Source organism: Lysinibacillus sp. G01H, from assembly GCF_028872195.1.
Lineage (GTDB): Bacteria > Bacillota > Bacilli > Bacillales_A > Planococcaceae > Lysinibacillus > Lysinibacillus capsici.
Window position 1 is genome coordinate 234,507 of the sequence record NZ_CP118397.1, and the last position, 19,723, is coordinate 254,229.

Here is a 19,723-nt window from a genome sequence, read left to right on the forward strand (position 1 = left end):
TATTCTTCTATAATTTAGAATTCGAAGAGGATGTTTTACTATGAATCTCAATTCAAATAAGCCATTAGTCCTTTGTATTGAAAAATAAATGTTTGGCGAAGTATCGGCATTTTTCTCTATAATTCTGTAAATTTTCTACTTTATTCGCTAAATAATTTATTGTGATACAATCATCCATCCATTATTATTAGTATAAAAGTGGGGGTGTTAGTTATGAAAAAATCAAGAGGGATTGCCTTAAAACTTTCTTCCCTTATAATAGGATTATTTCTCATTTTATTTTTATCCTATACTGTCATAACGGGGATTATTATAAAAAAGCAAAGTGTTGAAGACGCAGAGCATGGAACATTACAAACAGCTGAATCTTCTGCAGCTATTATGAGTGAACGCTTTAAGAAAGCCAATACGACATTACAAACAACAAAACGTATCATAGAAAGCATGGAGAAGAATAATACGTTGTCTACCAAAGGTGTCATAGACATAATGGAAAACAATTTAGCTAGCAATAATGACATTCTTGGAGTAGGAGCAATCTTTGAGCAAAATTCTATTATTTTAGAACCAACTGAGACTTCTTTAGTAGATACTAAAAAACGTTTTATCCCTTATTTAAGTAAGAACGGAAATGATATCACGACTGCTCTAATCGAAGGTATTGATGATAAGAGTGTTTCTGAATGGTATTGGGTACCAAAAGAAGAGAGACGTGCAGTTTTGACAGAGCCTTATGATTATAATGTAAACGGACAATCCGTATTAATGACAACGATTTCGGTGCCATTAATCAATGCCTCCGGAACATTTTTCGGTGTATTGACAGCCGATGTATCAATAGATTTTTTAAATGATTTAACAAAATCGAATGCCCCTGAAGGCGGTTATGCGGCAATTATTACGAATAAAGGTGTGCTAACAGCTAACAGTTTTGGTGAAGAGCTAGTTGGGCGCAATATGCAAGAGGATCCTACTTGGACAAGTATTAGTAAGACAATGGAAAATGGTGAGCTAACAAGTATGTACGTTGACTCTAATCAACTGAAGGAAAAGGCATATAATGTCTTTGCTCCAATGATTTTAGAGGGTATTGACGAAACATGGATTGTTCAAGTCGTGTTAGCTGAATCAAAGATTCTAGAAACATATAATCATGTATTTGTATTTACGATTATTGCTTCTATTATTATGGTGGTTTTGATGACCGCTGCAAGTGTGTTATTCATCTATAAACAACTAAAGCCACTTAAATTTTTACGTGCATCGATTGAAACTGCAGCCGAAGGGGATTTAACACAAAAGGTAGAAGAGCAATATATTAAGCCTGATGAAATTGGTGCAGTGGCTGTGGCTTATAATAATATGTTAGATAAAACCAATAGTGCGATTCAAACTGTACTAAATTCCACGAGGTTATTGAACCAATCTTCTAATCAGGTAAATGAGGCATTTAACGAGGTAGTTGCTTCTAGTCAGGAGGTTTCTGTAGCTATCAACGAGATTGCACAAGGAGCTTCGAAGCAGTCAGAGGATACAGAAGAAACAAATTATCGAATGATGGATTTATCAGATCAGATTGATGCCATTACGGCTCTTTCTAATGAAATGGATGAGCTATCTCATAAAACAGGTGTAACAACGGAAAAAGGATTGCATGAAGTTGAAAGTTTAAGAGTACGTAATATGGAGACAAATGAAATGAATGGGCGTATCCAGCAGCAAATGGAATCATTAGCTTCTAATATTGCCAATATTAATCAGATTATTGCTTCGATCCAAAGCATTACCGAGCAGACAAATCTGCTAGCTTTAAATGCAAGTATTGAGGCTGCACGTGCTGGTGAGCATGGTAAAGGATTTGCTGTAGTTGCAGAGGAAGTTAGAAAGCTAGCAGAACAATCTAAAAATGAAACAGAAATTATTAAGAGTACAGTAGAAAGCATTCTTGAAAATTCTCAGCAAACGGTTGCTGTTATTGCATCTAATGCAGATTTAATGCAATCTCAAAATGAGTCAGTACAAAGCACGCAACTAGCGTTTAAAGATAGCAGTGACTTGTCAGGTTCAATTGCAAATTCTATTAGTGAATTAATGAATAAACTATCTAGCATGTTAGAGCATAAAAATCAGGCAATCATGGCTATCCAAAGTATTTCGGCTATTTCAGAGCAAACAGCAGCCTCTGCGGAACAAGTAAGTGCTTCTGCAATGGATCAACAAGCAGAATTACAAAAAGTAGCAGAGTCTATTCAAAATATGAACGATATTTCAAACGAGCTACAAGAAGTTGTAAATCGATTTAAGCTTGTTTAAAAGCAAAGGCTGCCTTCAATATAGAGGCAGTCTTCTTTTATTGTGAAAGTTAGAGAAATTGACCTAGAAGGAATTCAACACTACTATTAACACTGGAAGGGGGACATTGAAATGATGTATCTCGGAATGATTTTCTTTCAAATTGTTGTTCCTATTTTAGTGTTACTTGTAATAGGCGCTATCCTACAAAAGAAATTTCGCTTTAATTTAAAAGCATTGTCTCAGCTTATTACATATTGCTTTATGCCGGCAGCTGTTTTTGTAAATTTATATGAAACACATGTGGAGTTATCGGTACTGGGAGAGGTCGGATTATTTATTATACTCTTTATCGGTAGTCAAATGTTACTCAGTCATTTTATGGCAAAAGGGCTAGGTTTAGCTAGAACAGAGGCAGCTGTCTTTAAAAATAGTGTGGTGCTTATTAACTCTGGCAATTACGGTATTCCAGTTGCTCAAATGATATTTGCCACGCAACCTATTGGAGTAGCCATTCAGGTCATGCTCGTAATCTTTCAAAATATGACTACGTATACATATGGATTATACAATTTAATTTCTTCTACAAAGTCGGGTATGACAATCATCAAGGATTTCTTTAAAATGCCTATTATTCATGCGCTGATTATAGGTGCCGCTATGAACTATTTTGGTATCGGTATTCCACAGTTTATCAAAATACCAGTAGAACATGTGGCAGATGGATTTATTGCTGTGGCCTTAATTACTTTAGGTGCACAATTATCACAACTAGAGATGAAATCAATGTTTAATAAAACCGTCATTATCAGCTGTTTTACGCGATTAATTATTGGACCATCTGTTGCATTAGCCATTATTTATATATTGGGATTAGATGGAGTCGTCGCACAATCACTGTTTATAGCTAGTGCCTTTCCAACATCCCGTAATAGTTCTAGTCTAGCATTGGAATATGATGTAGAATCAGCAACAGCCGCGCAAGCTGTTTTATTTTCTACCATTGTAAGCTGTATAACTGTAACCATTGTGATCTATTTTGCGGAAGTATTATTTACCTAGTAAGATAAAAAATAACTTCCATCTCTTAGTATTATCTGCTACACTAGCATCAAACTAAATAGTATTAACTAGGGGAGTCTGATGAGTCAGGCTGAGAGGGAAACGCTACGAAGTTTCTTGACCCTTTGGACCTGATCTGGCTCATACCAGCGTGGGAAAGTTAAGAAGCTATTGCAGAGTATGCAATCAATAGACCTTTACATTCGTGGCCGGATCCAAATAATTATTTTGGATTCGGCCTTTATTTTTTGGATTGTTGGGGTGAGCTAGAATCGGTCCTTATATCAAAATAAATTTAAGGGAGAGAAGTAGCTCATGTCAGCAATTAGTGAAAAGAATATTACCATTATGTCTAGCTTTGAAGGAAGCAAAAAAGTATATGTGGAAGGATCACGCCCAGATATTCTAGTACCTATGCGAGAAATTGCATTAAGTCCGACAACAGGCAGTTTTGGAAATGAAGAAAATGCTCCTATTCGAGTATATGATACGAGTGGGCCCTATACAGATCCAGCCTACCAAGTAGATATTACGAAAGGTTTACCTGCCTTACGAAATGCATGGATTCAAGAGCGAGGGGATGTAGAAGCATATGAGGGACGCTCCATTAAACCGGAGGATAATGGTTTTCGTCATGTTGATGACCCGCGTATTCAAGAAAATGTCTTCCCTGAGTTGACGAGAAAGCCTTTGCGTGCTAAAAAAGGTAAAAATGTGACACAGCTTCACTATGCACGAAGGGGGATTATAACGCCTGAAATGGAGTTTGTAGCGATTCGTGAAAATATGAATCCTGAATTTGTACGTTCAGAAATTGCAGCTGGACGAGCTATAATGCCTTCTAATATTAATCACCCTGAGGCAGAGCCAATGATTATTGGGCGTAATTTTCATGTAAAGATCAATGCGAATATCGGGAATTCTGCTGTATCTTCTTCCATTGCGGAAGAAGTTGAGAAAATGACCTGGGCAACTCGATGGGGCGCAGATAATATTATGGATCTATCGACTGGTAAACATATTCATACAACTAGAGAATGGATTATTCGAAATGCTGCAGTGCCAGTGGGAACAGTGCCAATTTATCAGGCTTTAGAAAAGGTAAATGGTGTAGCAGAGGATTTAACGTGGGAGGTTTATCGTGATACTCTCATTGAACAAGCTGAGCAGGGTGTGGATTACTTCACCATTCATGCAGGTGTCCTTTTACGCTATGTACCACTAACAGCAAATCGTGTGACAGGTATTGTATCTCGAGGGGGCTCTATCATGGCACAGTGGTGTTTATATCATCATCAAGAGAATTTCCTGTATACACACTTTGAGGAAATCTGTGAAATTATGAAAGCTTATGATGTTGCTTTTTCCTTAGGTGATGGTTTACGCCCAGGCTCAATTGCAGATGCCAATGATGAGGCGCAATTTGCAGAGCTTGAAACACTAGGCGAGCTAACACAAATTGCTTGGCAGCATGATGTTCAGGTGATGGTTGAAGGACCAGGTCATGTACCAATGCATCTGATTAAAGAAAACATGGACAAGCAATTAGAGGTTTGTAAGGAAGCGCCCTTCTATACATTAGGACCACTCACAACAGATATTGCTCCAGGTTATGACCACATTACATCAGCCATTGGGGCAGCCATGATTGGTTGGTTTGGTACAGCGATGCTTTGTTATGTGACACCAAAAGAGCATCTTGGTTTACCAAATCGCGAGGACGTTCGTATGGGCGTTATCACTTATAAAATTGCTGCACATGCTGCTGATTTAGCAAAAGGTCATCCAGGTGCACAACAACGAGACGATGCACTGTCTAAAGCCCGCTTTGAGTTCCGTTGGCGTGATCAATTTAATCTGTCCCTAGATCCAGAGCGTGCAGTGGAATATCATGATGAGACACTGCCAGCAGAGGGAGCAAAAACAGCACACTTTTGTTCTATGTGCGGGCCTAAATTCTGTAGCATGAGAATTTCACAGGACATTCGTAATTATGCGAAAGATAAGGATTTGAATACGACTGAAGCGATCCATCAAGGTATGAAGGAAAAGGCAGAGGAGTTTAAAAAAGCAGGCAGTCGAATTTACCAATAATGAAAGAAAAGGCTTATGTCAAAAAATAGACATAGGCCTTTTTTTAATCAAAAAACTCCATGTGAATAGTGGATTCACATGGAGTAAAAGTTGGATTTGGATATCAATAATAAAGTGGAATATTAAACGTTTGTTGGTTGTTTTACATATGGATTTGTAAGGTCCATACCTTCTAATGAAAGACCCATCGCTTTTGCGACACCTTCACCATATGCTGGGTCAGCTAGATAGCAGTGAAGAATGTGACGGCGTTTGATGAATTCTTCAACAGAAGCCATATCATTCGCTGTATTTTCAAATAGACGTTGTTGCTCTTCCACCGTCAATAGACGGAATAGCTTACCTGGTTGCTCAAAGTAATTATTATCGTCTTCACGGAAGTCATGAATACCTGCATGACCATCAATGCGTAATTCAGGCTCTTTATGGTCTAAATTATGCTCCCACTCGCCATAGCTATTTGGTTCATAGCTTAATGTCGAACCGAGATTGCCATCAAAGCGCATTGCTCCATCGCGGTGGAAAGTACGGAATGGACATTTTGGTGCGTTGACAGGAAGCATATAGTGATTTACACCAAGACGATAGCGTTGTGCATCCGCATATGCAAAGATACGACCTTGTAACATTTTATCTGGTGAGAAGCTGATACCAGGAACAATGTTAGAAGGTGCAAATGCAGCTTGTTCAACTTCTGCAAAGTAGTTGTCTGGATTTTTGTTTAACTCGAACTCACCTACAGGAATTAATGGGAAGTCTTTTTTATACCATACCTTTGTTAAATCAAATGGGTTGTATGGTAGCTCACGAGCTTGTTCCTCTGTCATTACCTGAATGTACATTTTCCATTTAGGGAAATCGCCTTTTTCAATTGCTTCATATAAATCACGTTGTGAAGATTCACGGTCTTGACCAATAATCTCATTCGCCTCGGCAGCAGTTAAGTTCTTAATGCCTTGCTCTGTACGGAAGTGGAATTTAACCCAAACACGTTCATTATTAGCATTGATAAAGCTATACGTATGAGAACCAAATCCGTGCATATTACGATAACCAGCTGGAATACCACGGTCAGACATAACAATTGTCACTTGGTGAAGTGCTTCAGGTAATGAAGTCCAGAAATCCCAGTTAGAATTGGCATTTTTCATATTTGTACGTGGGTCACGTTTTACCACATGGTTTAAATCTGTAAAGTGTAATGGGTCGCGGAAGAAGAATACAGGCGTATTGTTCCCTACTAAATCCCAGTTTCCATCTTCTGTATAGAATTTAAGGGCGAAGCCACGAATATCTCGCTCTGCATCTGCTGCACCACGCTCACCCGCTACTGTAGAGAAACGTGCGAACATTTCAGTTTTCTTGCCGATCTCTGAGAAGATTTTCGCCTTAGTATATTGTGAAATATCATGCGTTACAGTAAAAGTACCAAATGCACCTGATCCTTTTGCGTGCATACGACGTTCTGGAATTACTTCACGATTGAAGTTTGCTAGTTTTTCAACTAACCATACATCCTGAAGTAAAAGAGGGCCACGTGGACCTGCTGACATAGAGTCATGGTTACTTACTACTGGAGCACCACCTGCTGTTGTAAAGCGACGGCTACGATCATTTGCGTTTGTCATATTAGTTTACCTCCTGAAAAAAATGTGAGTCAAACTCTTCGTCTATAACTATAACAAATATAAAATAGAATTGCTAGTACATTATAATAATTATCGTTAAAGAATTTTTATATTTAAGTATAAACTATAAATATATGCGCTAGACATAGAAATTATACATAGTTTCTAGCTTTAATTTATTTTATCTGATCGCAATTTTATAGATAATTGTCACATTAAGATCAAGATAATGACAGTATGATAAAAATCTTTATTGAAAATAAAATGAACTAATTGAAAATTATTTTAATCAATCTTTTAATTTTTTCTATATCGGTTAGGCGTAATACCAATTTGTTGCTTAAATAATTTTATGAAATAATTTGGGTCATCAAAACCGTTTAAATGAGCGATTTCACTAATAGCAAAATCTGTTTCTAGCAGCATTTTTGTGGCATGATGAATTCTTACTTGCTGTAAATAGCGCTTAAATGGTAAACCTTGTTTTCTTGAGAAAATCGTACTTAAATAATTGGGGCTTATTCCAAGCTTATGAGCGACAAAGGGAAGAGACAGTGCGCTATCTTTAAATTGTTGATCAATTATTTCTATAGCTAGTTCAACATAATCAGCTCGTTTCTCTATTCGAGCTTCCTTTGCTAACTCAATTAATGTCTGCGTTAAAGAAATAATCCCATTGAGTATCGTATAAAATATAGGATGCTCAATGATTAAATGAAATAGCTGACGGTAGTTTTGTTCGATAACCGCTTTTTCATGTAATTTATATTTCAGCATAAAGCGTCTAATTTGTGCTAAGACACTCGTCAGATGAATGCGTAAATCATCTTGCTCATAATATATGCCTTCATTAGAAAGCCGGTATAAAAATGTTTTAACGGCCTCTAGGTTTCCATCTTCCAAACTACTTATTAGTAATTGTTGCTCTTCTGGTGTCAGTAAGGGATCAAAGGGCTGAGTTTCATATTGTTTGCTCGCGTAAAAAATATGGCCAAAGCCCTCATAAAAACTTTGATGTAGTGCACGCTTTGTTAATGTATACATATTTTTAATGGTTGTAGGTGTTCCATCATATATCCCAATATTTAAAGAACTATTACTAATCAATCGCCATTCCTTCATAAGTGTACGTACATCCTTTTCCACAATCCTTATATCATTTGTTTGAAAAAGACATACGATTCTATTAGATAGAGGGTAGGTTTTCATATGAAAGTGAATCGGTGTTTGTTGAAGCCAATTGTAAAGCTTATTAAAGGTTTCAGTATGCTCGGGTTCAATCATTGTGAAATGTAATGTTGTCTCAATTGAACTTGATTTATTATCTAAAAATAATTGATTATAAAAGGAATCGTTTGTAGTCTCTTGAGCATCTTCTGTAATCTGTGGTGTGCGAAGAGAAATGGTTGTGAGTTTTTTCTTTAATAGCTCTAAATCAATAGGCTTCACAAAAAGATGTGCTACCTGTAAGTCAATAGCCTTCAGCGCATTTTTAAATAATGGCTCTGTTGTCATGGCTAAAATGGCACCAGAAAGCTTTTGTAAATCACGATAAAGAGCAGCTAAGCGATTATTAGGAAATAAATCGATATTTAACAGTATGGCGTCAGGTTCAAATTGTCGAATGATTTGAGACACCTCTGAAATACTTGTACACATTTCAATCAAAACATCTCCAGGGAAATATGTGTGTAAAAACCATTTTATTCCTGCTAGGTCGGTTGGATCGCGATCAATTAATAACAGCTTCATACCATCAGCCTTTCTTAAAATATTCAAGTTTCATACAAAAGTACGGTTATATTAATAAAAATAACATAGTAATCTGAAAAAAGTCTTGTTTTCTCTATTAAAATTCTCTATATTCTGAAAAAGGTAGTTAGTACAATGTAAATAGAGTAATTGATCATCAGCAGAAGCCAACTTTAGTTATGAAAACGCTTAAAAAATTTGATACTGATGTTTTCAAATTACGAAAATATGAATGAAGATAATTTATTTACATAGCCATATAGGGAATAGGGGGATGTCATGTGAAGTCAATCATCGAGCTTGATGGCAATACATTAACAAGACAACAAATAGAGGAAATCGTGAAGGGGCAAGCAACAGTTGCACTTGCTACAGAGAGTTTAGAACGTATTCGTTTAAGTAGAGAGCGTATCGAAAAGCGTTTAGCTGAAGGCCAAACAATTTATGGTGTGAATACAGGGTTTGGTAAACTCAGCAATATAAAAATTGAAGAAGAAGACATTGAGCTATTGCAGCTAAATTTATTACGATCAGATGCAACAGGTGTTGGCGAACCATTCCCAACAGATGTTGTACGTGCAATGATGGTTTTACGTGCCAATGCTTTAGCCAGAGGATTTTCTGGCATTCGTGAGGAAACTGTCCAACTATTGTTGAATTTTATTAATAAAGGTGTTCATCCAATTGTTCCGTCACAAGGTTCAGTTGGCGCAAGTGGTGATTTAGCGCCTTTATCACATTTGGCATTAGTATTAGTGGGAGAAGGAAAGGCTGAGTTTAACGGAGAACTCATGGGTGGTAGTGAAGCGCTAAAGCAAGCAGGATTAACCCCTGTTAGACTTCAAGCTAAAGAGGGGCTAGCATTAGTTAACGGTACACAAGCTATGACGGGTATAGGTGTATTAACGGTCAATGAAGCTGAACGAATTGGTCTTGCAGCGGATATGGCTGCTAGCTTAACAATGGAAGCTTTAAAGGGCATTACCTCGGCATTTGATCCAGCACTTTTAGCAGTAAGACCACATCCAGAGTTAGAATTAGTGGGCGGGCGTATTCGTAAGTGGCTTGATGGCAGTAAACGTGTGACAAAGCAGGGTGAAATTCGCATGCAGGATGCTTATTCACTACGTTGTATACCGCAAGTACATGGTGCTTCTTGGCAGTCATTTTTCTACGCACAGGACCGTGTTCAAACTGAAATGAATGCAACAACTGATAATCCAATCGTTTTAGAAAGCGGGGAGGTTTTATCGGGTGGGCATTTCCATGGACAGCCAATAGCCTTGGCAATGGACTTTTTGAAAATAGGTGTATGTGAATGGGCCAATATTTCAGAACGCCGTACAGAACGCATGGTAAATCCTCAACTTAATGAAGGGCTACCACCATTCCTAGCAACAAATCCTGGGATTGAATGTGGGCTTATGATTGCTCAATATACAGCAGCCTCTATTGTCTCAGAAAATAAAGTTTTAGCACATCCTTCGAGTGTGGATTCTATTCCTACGTCAGGTAACCAAGAGGATCATGTAAGTATGGGAACAACTTCGGCACGTCAAGTACGTCAGATTGTTCATAATGCTGCTCGCGTTGTAGCTATCGAATTGATTTGTGCATCACAGGCTATTCATTTAGACAAGGCAGAAGAGCAATTATCTCCTACTACAAGTAAATTCTTAAAGAAGGTGCGTGAATTCTGTCCACCATTGCTAGCCGATCAACCAATTGGCGATGAAATTGAAGCATTGGCTAAATATCTACTATCAAGTAATGATTTAGTAAATGAGTATGTGTAAATTGCATTGAATTTTTGATAAGAAAGAGCAAAGGCGTCGCTCGGTTAACACCGAGTAGCCTCTGCTTTAAAAATATTTATATGTTTTTAAGTCTGAATATTCAGTTATCGGTAGATTTAGACAGTAATATTCACATTATTTTTAATAGGAAAAGGAGCGTGTTTTGAATGGTATTTAAGACAGATATTCGTGCACCACGTGGAAATGAACTAACATGTAAGGGATGGACACAGGAAGCAGCAATGCGTATGTTAATGAACAATCTTGACCCAGAGGTGGCAGAGAATCCAGATGAACTAATTGTTTATGGGGGTATTGGTAAGGCTGCTCGTAACTGGGAAAGTTATGAACAAATCATTGCATCTTTAAAAGAATTAGAGAATGATGAGACTCTATTAATCCAATCTGGAAAGCCGGTAGCTGTATTCCGTACACATGAGCATTCACCTCGCGTGCTGATTGCCAATTCAAACCTTGTACCAGCATGGGCAAATTGGGATCACTTTTATGAATTAGAAGAAAGAGATTTAATGATGTATGGTCAAATGACTGCTGGGAGTTGGATTTATATTGGTGCTCAAGGAATTTTACAAGGCACTTATCTGTCCTTTGTAGAAGCAGGCAAAAAGGTATTTGGCACTGCTGATTTGCGTGGTAAATTCATCCTTACAGGTGGGATGGGCGGTATGAGTGGTGCACAGCCATTAGCAGGGAAAATGGCTGGTGCTGTAATTTTAGTTGTTGAAGTTGAACGTGCGCGCATTGAACGTAAAATCAAAGAAGGCTACTGTGATTATATTGTAGAGACTGTAGATGAAGCAATTGCATTAGTTAATAAATTACGTGACCAAAATGAGCCAGCATCCATTGGCCTTGTTGGTAACTGTGCTGATGTTAATCGTGAGTTGTTGAATCGTGGAATTATTCCAGATTTTGTGACAGACCAAACATCTGCACATGATCCGATTAATGGTTATGTACCTAATGGCATGACCTTTGAAGAAGCGCTAAAACTTCGCAAAGAGGATGTAAAAACATATGAGCGTAAAGCAAAAGAAACAATGGCAGAGCATGTTCGTACAATGCTAGAGTTCCAAGAGGCAGGCGCAGAAGTATTTGATTATGGGAATAACATCCGCGCCTATGCCAAAGAAATGGGTGTGACAAATGCCTTTGATTTCCCAGGCTTTGTACCAGCGTATATTCGTCCTTTATTCTGTGAAGGAAAGGGCCCATTCCGTTGGGCGGCGCTTTCAGGAAACCCTGGGGATATATATAAAACAGATGCACTGGCAAAAGAGATGTTCGCAGAAGATGAGGGGCTAGTCAATTGGATTGATATGGCACAAAAAATGGTAAAATGGCAAGGATTACCTGCACGCATTTGCTGGCTAGGCTATGGTGATCGTCATCGTTTTGCATTAAAAGTAAATGAAATGGTTGCAAATGGTGAATTATCAGCACCAATTGTCTTTGGCCGTGATCACTTAGATTCAGGTTCTGTAGCATCACCAAATCGTGAAACAGAAGGGATGCTAGATGGTTCGGATGCGGTATCGGATTGGCCAATATTAAATGCTCTTGTTAATACTGCGAGTGGTGCAAGCTGGGTGAGCGTACACCATGGTGGTGGTGTAGGAATGGGTTATTCACAGCACGCAGGTCAAGTCTTAGTAGCAGATGGATCAGAGCTTGCCGCTGAAAAAATTGCCCGGGTATTAGTTTCAGACCCTGGAATGGGCGTTGCTCGTCATGTTGATGCAGGCTACGATATTGCTATCAATACAGCAAAAAACAAAGGTGTCCATATACCAATGTTAAAGGGTGATGTGAAGTGACCATTCTAATAAAAAATGCAAATGAAGTAATTACACTGAAAAGTAATGCACAAGGGCCACGTACAAAAGAACAAATGCAGGAAATTGCAGTAATAGAATATGGCAGTGTTCTAATTGAAGAAGAGCGTATTGTAGCAGTAGGAGCTTATGAACAAATAAAAGCCGACTACCCAGAATTAATAAAGAAAGCAAAAACGATTGATGCTACTGGTAAGATTGTTATGCCTGGCTTAGTGGATTGTCATACACATTTAGTGCATGGTGGAACACGCGAGCAAGAGTTTAATATGAGATTAAATGGTTCTACCTATATGGAAATCATGAATGCAGGAGGCGGCATTCATGCTACAACAGAGTGTACACGAGAAACAAGCTTTGATGAATTATATGAAAAGACAATGCAGCATTTAGATGTATTTTTAAAGCATGGCGTAACAACAGTTGAAGCAAAATCAGGGTATGGCTTGGACTGGGAAACGGAAAAGAAACAGCTAGAGGTCGCAAAAGAATTACAAGCTACACATCATATTGATGTCATTAGCACGTTTATGGGAGCCCATGCAGTTCCTCGTGATTATAAGGGGCGTGAGGATGAATTTGTGGATATTGTGGTCCATGAGATGTTGCCAAAAGTGGCGGAACTAGAGTTGGCTGAATTTAATGATGTATTTTGTGAAAAGGGCGTCTTTACACCCGACCAATCCCGACGCATTTTAGAGGCTGGAAAAGCACTAGGCTTAACCCCAAAAATACATGCGGATGAAATCGAACCTTATCAAGGCGCCGAGCTGGCTGCGGAAGTAGAGGCTATTTCTGCGGAGCATTTATTAGTTGCTTCTGATAAGGGAATTCGAAAAATGGCTGAAGCGGGTACAATTGCTGTATTGCTGCCCGGTACTGCATTCTTTTTACGTGCACCTTTTGCAAGAGGGCGTCTAATGATTGACGAGGGAGTACCTGTGGCGATATCAACAGATTTTAACCCTGGGTCATCCCCAACAATGAGTCTACCCTTCATTATGAATTTAGCTTGTATGCATATGGGTATGACATTGGAGGAAGTATTAACGGCAACAACAATTAATGCAGCATATGCACTAAATCGAGGCGAGCAAATTGGTTCCCTTGAAGCACATAAAAAAGCTGACGTACTTATCCTTGATGTTGCGAATTACAAACAACTGCAATATTTCTACGGCATGAACCATACACATACAGTAATCAAAAATGGGCAAGTTGTTGTACAAAACGGAATTCTGCTGAAAGATCAATAATAATAATGGGCATAAATAAGGCTGAGTAGCTTTATTTATGCTTTTTTTATAAATTAGTTGCAAATGCTTTTCTGAAAGATTATAATTCTAATAAATAGTAATTATAGAATTACAAATTACTTAAACCTTGTAATTATAGAAGGGGTTATACAATGAAAAAGTTTCGTACCGAAGATGAAGTGCTTGCACATTATGATTCTTCAAAATATCTAACACCTGATGGATATACCGCAGATATTGCTATTTTTACAATTACCTCAGAGAAAACAGAGGAAAAAGCACCGCCAAACATGACGCTAAAGATTATGTTAATTAAGCGTGCTACTAAGGATGCTGAAGGAAATCCCAATATTGAAGGAGGGAAATGGGCGCTTCCTGGGGGCTTTGTAGATGCAAATCAAAAAGAAACTGCCTTTATTGCAGCGAAGAGAGAATTAAAAGAAGAAACAAATGTAGAAGGTTTACATGTTCAACATTTTGGTGTTTATGATGAGATTTATCGAGATCCACGTGGTTGGATGATTTCGAATGCATTTTATGCCATTGTTCCTGAGACATATATTGAGCAACGACAAGCGAATGATGATGCAGATGATGTAGAACTGTTCGATATAGAAAGTGTATTTACGCTTCCATTAGCTTTCGATCATCGAAAAATCATTTCCGATGCGTTGCATTTTATTAAAAGGGATATGATACAAACAACTGTTGCCAAAAACTTTTTACCACAAGAGTTTACATTGTCCGAATTGCAACGAGTACTTCTAACAGTTGGAGAAGATCCACGAATCTCTAACGATTCCGTATTCTTTACAAAAGCACCTAAATTACCATTTATCGAAAAAGCATTGGATGAAGAAGGAAAACCGAAGAAAACAAAAAGAAATTCGTTTCGGCCTTCCCAGCTCTATACATTTAATGATTTCGAAATGGTAGAGTCTATCTATCATTAGGAAAGATCCGTCTTTCCTGTTTATTTTAAAGAAAGTAATTTGTAATTTAAGTATTACTAATTAATGGAGGGATGAAATGATGAAAAAGCGTGCATTAATTAATATTGATTATACAGTGGATTTCGTTGCGACGGATGGGGCTCTTACTTGTGGAGAGCCTGGGCAACTGCTCGAACATGCAAATGTTGATTTAACAAAGGAGTTTATTAAGAGCGGGGATTTTACAGTATTTGCGATAGATGTTCATGAAAAGGGAGATGTTTATCATCCAGAAACAAAGCTATTCCCACCTCATAATATTCGTCATACAGAAGGTAGAGAGTTATATGGTGCATTAAACTCATTATATGAAGAAAATAAAGACCAAGATTTCGTCTATTACATTGATAAAACGCGTTATTCTGCTTTTGCAGGAACAGATTTAGAATTGAAATTGCGTGAAAGAGGAATTACTGAGCTGCATTTAATCGGCGTTTGTACAGATATTTGTGTTCTTCATACAGCAGTAGATGCTTATAATAAAGGGTTCGATATCGTTATTCATAAAAATGCTGTCGCCTCCTTTAGTCAAGCTGGACATGAGTGGGCGTTAAATCATTTCGAGCATACTCTAGGTGCCACTATTATTTAACATGAATGGAGGGGAAAATATGAAATATGTAGATGATAGTTTCATGTTACACACGGACCTATACCAAATTAATATGGTTCAAACTTATTGGCAAGATGGTGTTCATCAACGTAAAGCTGTTTTCGAACTATATTTTAGAAAGCTTCCATTTGGCAATGGCTATGGAGTTTTCGCTGGATTGAAAAAAGTGATTGAGTTTATTAATAACTTTGGTTTCTCTCAAAGCGATATTCAATATTTACGAGAAGAGGGGAAGTATCCCGAGGAATTTCTTGAATATCTAAAAGAACTTAAATTTACAGGGACAATTAAGGGGATGAGAGAGGGAGAACTGGTCTTTGCTAACGAGCCTATCTTGCGAATTGAAGCACCATTAGCAGAGGCTCAATTAATTGAAACGCCGTTGTTAAATATCGTTAATTACCAAACCCTGATTGCGACAAAAGCTTCACGTATCAAACAAGTGACGGGTGAGGATGTGGTAATGGAATTTGGAACCCGCCGCGCACACGAATTTGATGCTGCTATTTGGGGAACTCGTGCTGCTTATATAGGTGGATTCTCTGCAACAAGCAATGTAAGAGCAGGAAAATTATTCGGTATTCCTGTGTCAGGAACACATGCCCATGCGATGATTCAAACCTATCGAGATGAATATACAGCGTTTAAAAAATATGCAGCAGCCCATAAAGACTGTGTTTTCCTAGTAGATACTTATGACACACTACGTTCTGGTGTTCCTAATGCTATCCGCGTAGCAAAGGAGTTAGGGAATCAAATTAATTTTATTGGTATCCGTTTAGACAGTGGAGATTTAGCCTATCTCTCAAAACAGGCGAGGAAAATGCTAGATGATGCAGGATTTACAGCAGCTAAAATTATGGCTTCGAATGATTTGGATGAATATACAATTATGCATTTAAAGTCACAAGGGGCGCAAATTGATGCTTGGGGAATCGGAACTAAGCTGATTACAGCCTATGATCAAGCAGCTCTTGGTGGAGTATACAAATTAGTTTCGATAGAAAATGAAAGTGGAGAACTGGTTGATACCATTAAAATTTCAGCAAATCCTGAAAAAGTGACTACACCTGGACGTAAACGTGTTTACCGTATTATTAATGCGGAGAATGGTCATGCTGAGGGAGACTATATAGCGTTAGATGAGGAAAATATCCAGCAAGAAGAAAGATTGAAAATGTTCCACCCTATTCATACGTATATTAGTAAATTTGTTACAAATTTTACGGCAAAAGAGTTACATGAAAGTATTATAGAAAATGGAAATATTGTTTATGAGGAGCCAACTATTCAAGAAATACAAAAATATGTACAGGAAAACTTACATTTATTGTGGTGTGAGTATAAACGAACAATGAATCCGGAAGAATATCCAGTCGATTTAAGTCAAGCGTGTTGGGACAATAAACTGGCAAGCATACAGGCCATAAAAGAAAAGATTTCACAACGTATTTAAAAGTCAACTGCTAGGAGGTAGAGACGATGGCGAGAATAGGCATTTATGGTTCATCATTTGATCCTATTACCAATGTCCATCTTTGGACAGCAAGCACTGTGGCACATCGGTGTAAGTTAGATAAGGTTATTTTTTTGCCTTGTTCAAATAAACGCAAAGATAAAACCATAAAAACAGCAGATACACATCGTTGGAATATGCTCCAGTTAGCTATTGCTAAGGACGATCGTTTTATTGCAGATTCCTATGAGATGGATCAAGAAGGCTGGAATATTTACACATATGACACCATGAAATACTTTAGAGAGAAGAACCCGGAGGATGAGGTCCATTTTATTATGGGTGCTGATTTACTAGTGGATATTGGTGCAGGTTTATGGAAAAAGGGCGACGCATTAGTAGCGGAGAATAAATTTATTGTAATGGCACGACATGGCATCGATATGCTATCAACCATTAGTCGTTCTCCAATTTTAAGAAATAATGATGATGGAAGATTCCATCTTATAGATAAAGGGCTAGCGATGGAAATTAGCTCTACCTATATTCGAGAAGAATTTGCAATGGGGGGAGAACCAAGATACCTCTTGCCTACTGCTTGTTACAACTATATTAAAGAACATAATCTTTATCAAAAATAAAATAGAGTAGCTATCATTATAAGTGTGGATACTACCACACTTATTTTAATTTTGAAAAGATGGTGAATTTTATCATATAGAGCTCAGGGTAAGCTATAATAAAAATAGTAATGGGTACAAATTTTTTGCTGTCAATTTTTAATAATGATTAATGTTAGAAAGGAATTCATGAATGTGCAGCTTACATTAACATTTCTTATTTTAGGAGCAACAATTTTCGCATTTGTGACCAATAAAATACGAGCAGATCTTGTAGCAATTGTGTCACTTTTAGCATTTGTCATTATGGATATTTTGACGCCCGCGGAGGCATTAGCTGGTTTTTCAAACTCTGTAGTTTTAATGATTGCAGGGTTATTTGTCGTGGGTGCAGGGATCCTACGTACGGGCCTGGCAGGCATGGCGGGCCAACTCTTACTAAAATGGTCAGGCAATAGTGAGCTGAAGTTATTTGTGCTACTACTTATTATTGTAGGATCGGTTGGTGCATTTATGAGTAATACGGGTACTGTCGCCTTAATGATGCCAATCGTTGTAAGTATAGCAATTAGTATGAAAATTAGCCCTTCTAAATTTCTACTACCACTCTCCTATGTAGCAAGTCTTTCTGGTTTGATGACACTGATTGCATCCCCAACCAATTTAATTGTCAGTCAGTTATTGGTTGATCGAGGCTATAACAAACTTGGCTTTTTTGAAGTAACTCCTATTGGTATCGTGGGGATGATTGCTGGCATTATCTACTTAGTAATTGTAAGAAATATTTTATTACCAAAGGATCAAAACCGTACACAGACCAATGAAGGTTATAAACTTTCACCAAAAAAAATTATTAAGCAATATGATTTAAATAATCGTCTATTTAAAATCTCCGTTCCTGAGGCGTCACCTATTATTGAAACATCGTTAGCGGAATTAAAACTACCAGCTAAGTATATGCTTTGTATGATGAAAATTCATCGGAAATCACAGGAGGGCATTAATTTACTACCGATGACTTATCAAGAAATGGCAGGACCAACTAGTGTCATTCATGCCATGGATGAGTTATATGTTCAAGGAGAAATAGAGGATATCCGTCGTTTTGTTGAGGACTATCATCTTGAGATGCAAGGATTAGTTGAAGGAGAAGCCGATGAATTGGTATCGAAGCATCTGGGTATTGCTGAGGTATTGCTTACCCCAAATTCGAGCTTTATCAATGAAACGGTTAGTTCCCTTGGATTCCGGGAAAAATACAATCTAAATATCATTGGTATTAATCGTAAGGGTGGTTACAAGCTTCAGGATATGGTATCTCACAAATTAAAATTTGGAGACGCAATATTAGTACAGGGAGCATGGGATGAAATACTTTTGTTAGCAAGAGAAACGCAAGATGTCGTGGTTGTCGGACAGCCGAAAGAACACGCAAGTGTGGCAGCGGCTACAGGCAAAGCTGGAATTGCCGGGATTATTATGTTATTCATGATTATTTTGATGGCATTTGAAATTTTCCCTGCTGTCATTTCTGTGATGATTGGTGCTGTACTTATGATTTTAACAGGTTGCTTGAGAAACATGGAAGATGCCTATAGCAATATGAATTTTGAAAGTATTGTGCTAGTGGCTGCCATGTTACCAATGGCGACAGCGTTAGAAAAAACAGGGGGCATGACCATTTTATCTGATGGTATTATTAATGCTTTAGGTGGTTTCGGACCATACGGCGTACTCATAGGAGTTTATATTTTGACAGCTGTTTTTGGTCAATTTATTAGTAATACGGCAACTGCTGTATTGTTTGCACCCATTGCCATGAGTGCAGCCATTGCAATGGAAGTTAGTCCCACAACATTTATGATTGCAGTCGCAGTTGCAGCAAGTATGGCATTTGCTACGCCAATTGCTTCCCCTACGAATGCACTGGTAATGACGGCGGGGGGCTATAAATTTATGGATTTCGTAAGAATAGGGGTTCCGTTACAACTTGTTATGTTTATTGTGATGATGATAGCCATCCCGTTCTTTTTCCCATTTTAAAAACTCGGTTTCTTTACCGAGTTTTTTGTTTTTTTAAAGATCTATTATTTTTTTGTAGGAAATTATGATAAAATTATTTTCTAGTTCATGGTCTAACATTGAGCTAGCTTGTGAATAGATTTGGTAGTTATTAATATAGGAAGTTTTACTTTGATAATAAAAAAATTAAAGTTTTTTATTAAAAAGTGTTGACCTTTTAAAAATAAGGGTGTAGTATTATACAAGTCGCCAGGGTGACACGCTAAAATAAAGCAAAACATGAA

13 protein-coding genes and 1 riboswitch are annotated in these 19,723 nt (G+C 37.7%); of the genes, 11 read left to right on the forward strand and 2 right to left on the reverse strand.

Annotation, left to right across the window (positions count from 1 at the left end; all coding sequences use genetic code 11):
- Positions 1–213 precede the first annotated feature (213 nt).
- The 3 genes from PSR12_RS01135 (at position 214) to thiC (ending at position 5,448) form a co-directional block, all read left to right on the forward strand.
- Positions 214–2,313, forward strand: coding sequence for a methyl-accepting chemotaxis protein (locus tag PSR12_RS01135; protein WP_257520974.1), 2,100 nt, complete (start codon positions 214–216; stop codon positions 2,311–2,313).
- A 111-nt stretch (positions 2,314–2,424) separates the two neighbouring features.
- Entirely contained in the window at positions 2,425–3,354 is a 930-nt protein-coding gene (locus PSR12_RS01140) for an AEC family transporter (RefSeq protein ID WP_221681382.1), read from the forward strand.
- A gap of 60 nt (positions 3,355–3,414) precedes the next feature.
- A riboswitch (TPP riboswitch) is annotated at positions 3,415–3,529 on the forward strand.
- A 140-nt stretch (positions 3,530–3,669) separates the two neighbouring features.
- Positions 3,670–5,448, forward strand: a complete 1,779-nt coding sequence (gene thiC / locus PSR12_RS01145; RefSeq protein ID WP_257520975.1) for a phosphomethylpyrimidine synthase ThiC — start codon at positions 3,670–3,672, stop codon at positions 5,446–5,448.
- Positions 5,449–5,570: 122 nt separating this feature from the next.
- On the opposite strand, the gene PSR12_RS01150 is transcribed toward thiC, so the two are convergent.
- Entirely contained in the window at positions 5,571–7,076 is a 1,506-nt protein-coding gene (locus PSR12_RS01150; RefSeq protein ID WP_274771265.1) for a catalase, read from the reverse strand.
- Positions 7,077–7,373: 297 nt separating this feature from the next.
- Positions 7,374–8,828, reverse strand: a complete 1,455-nt coding sequence (locus tag PSR12_RS01155; protein WP_274771267.1) for a helix-turn-helix domain-containing protein — start codon at positions 8,826–8,828, stop codon at positions 7,374–7,376.
- 290 nt (positions 8,829–9,118) lie between these two features.
- Between PSR12_RS01155 and hutH the strand changes: the two genes are divergently transcribed.
- From hutH to PSR12_RS01195, 8 genes are all read left to right on the forward strand, one after another.
- Positions 9,119–10,624, forward strand: coding sequence for a histidine ammonia-lyase (gene hutH, locus PSR12_RS01160; RefSeq protein WP_274773407.1), 1,506 nt, complete (start codon positions 9,119–9,121; stop codon positions 10,622–10,624).
- A 167-nt stretch (positions 10,625–10,791) separates the two neighbouring features.
- Complete coding sequence (gene hutU / locus PSR12_RS01165) at positions 10,792–12,462, forward strand: urocanate hydratase (protein ID WP_274771269.1); 1,671 nt, start codon at positions 10,792–10,794, stop codon at positions 12,460–12,462.
- Positions 12,459–13,736, forward strand: coding sequence for an imidazolonepropionase (gene hutI, locus PSR12_RS01170; RefSeq protein ID WP_274771271.1), 1,278 nt, complete (start codon positions 12,459–12,461; stop codon positions 13,734–13,736). The genes hutU and hutI overlap by 4 nt, the downstream gene beginning before the upstream one ends.
- Positions 13,737–13,888: 152 nt before the next feature.
- Positions 13,889–14,689 (forward strand): NUDIX domain-containing protein, encoded by an 801-nt coding sequence (locus PSR12_RS01175; protein WP_274771273.1) that lies wholly within the window; start codon positions 13,889–13,891, stop codon positions 14,687–14,689.
- Between the two features lie 76 nt (positions 14,690–14,765).
- Positions 14,766–15,320 carry a cysteine hydrolase family protein gene (locus tag PSR12_RS01180; protein ID WP_274771275.1) on the forward strand — a complete coding sequence of 185 codons (555 nt, stop codon included), beginning with the start codon at positions 14,766–14,768 and terminating at the stop codon, positions 15,318–15,320.
- A 19-nt stretch (positions 15,321–15,339) separates the two neighbouring features.
- Positions 15,340–16,797 carry a nicotinate phosphoribosyltransferase gene (locus PSR12_RS01185; protein ID WP_274771277.1) on the forward strand — a complete coding sequence of 486 codons (1,458 nt, stop codon included), beginning with the start codon at positions 15,340–15,342 and terminating at the stop codon, positions 16,795–16,797.
- A 26-nt stretch (positions 16,798–16,823) separates the two neighbouring features.
- Complete coding sequence (gene nadD, locus PSR12_RS01190) at positions 16,824–17,438, forward strand: nicotinate-nucleotide adenylyltransferase (protein WP_274771279.1); 615 nt, start codon at positions 16,824–16,826, stop codon at positions 17,436–17,438.
- A gap of 168 nt (positions 17,439–17,606) precedes the next feature.
- Entirely contained in the window at positions 17,607–19,460 is a 1,854-nt protein-coding gene (locus PSR12_RS01195; RefSeq protein ID WP_257520983.1) for an SLC13 family permease, read from the forward strand.
- Positions 19,461–19,723 lie beyond the last annotated feature (263 nt).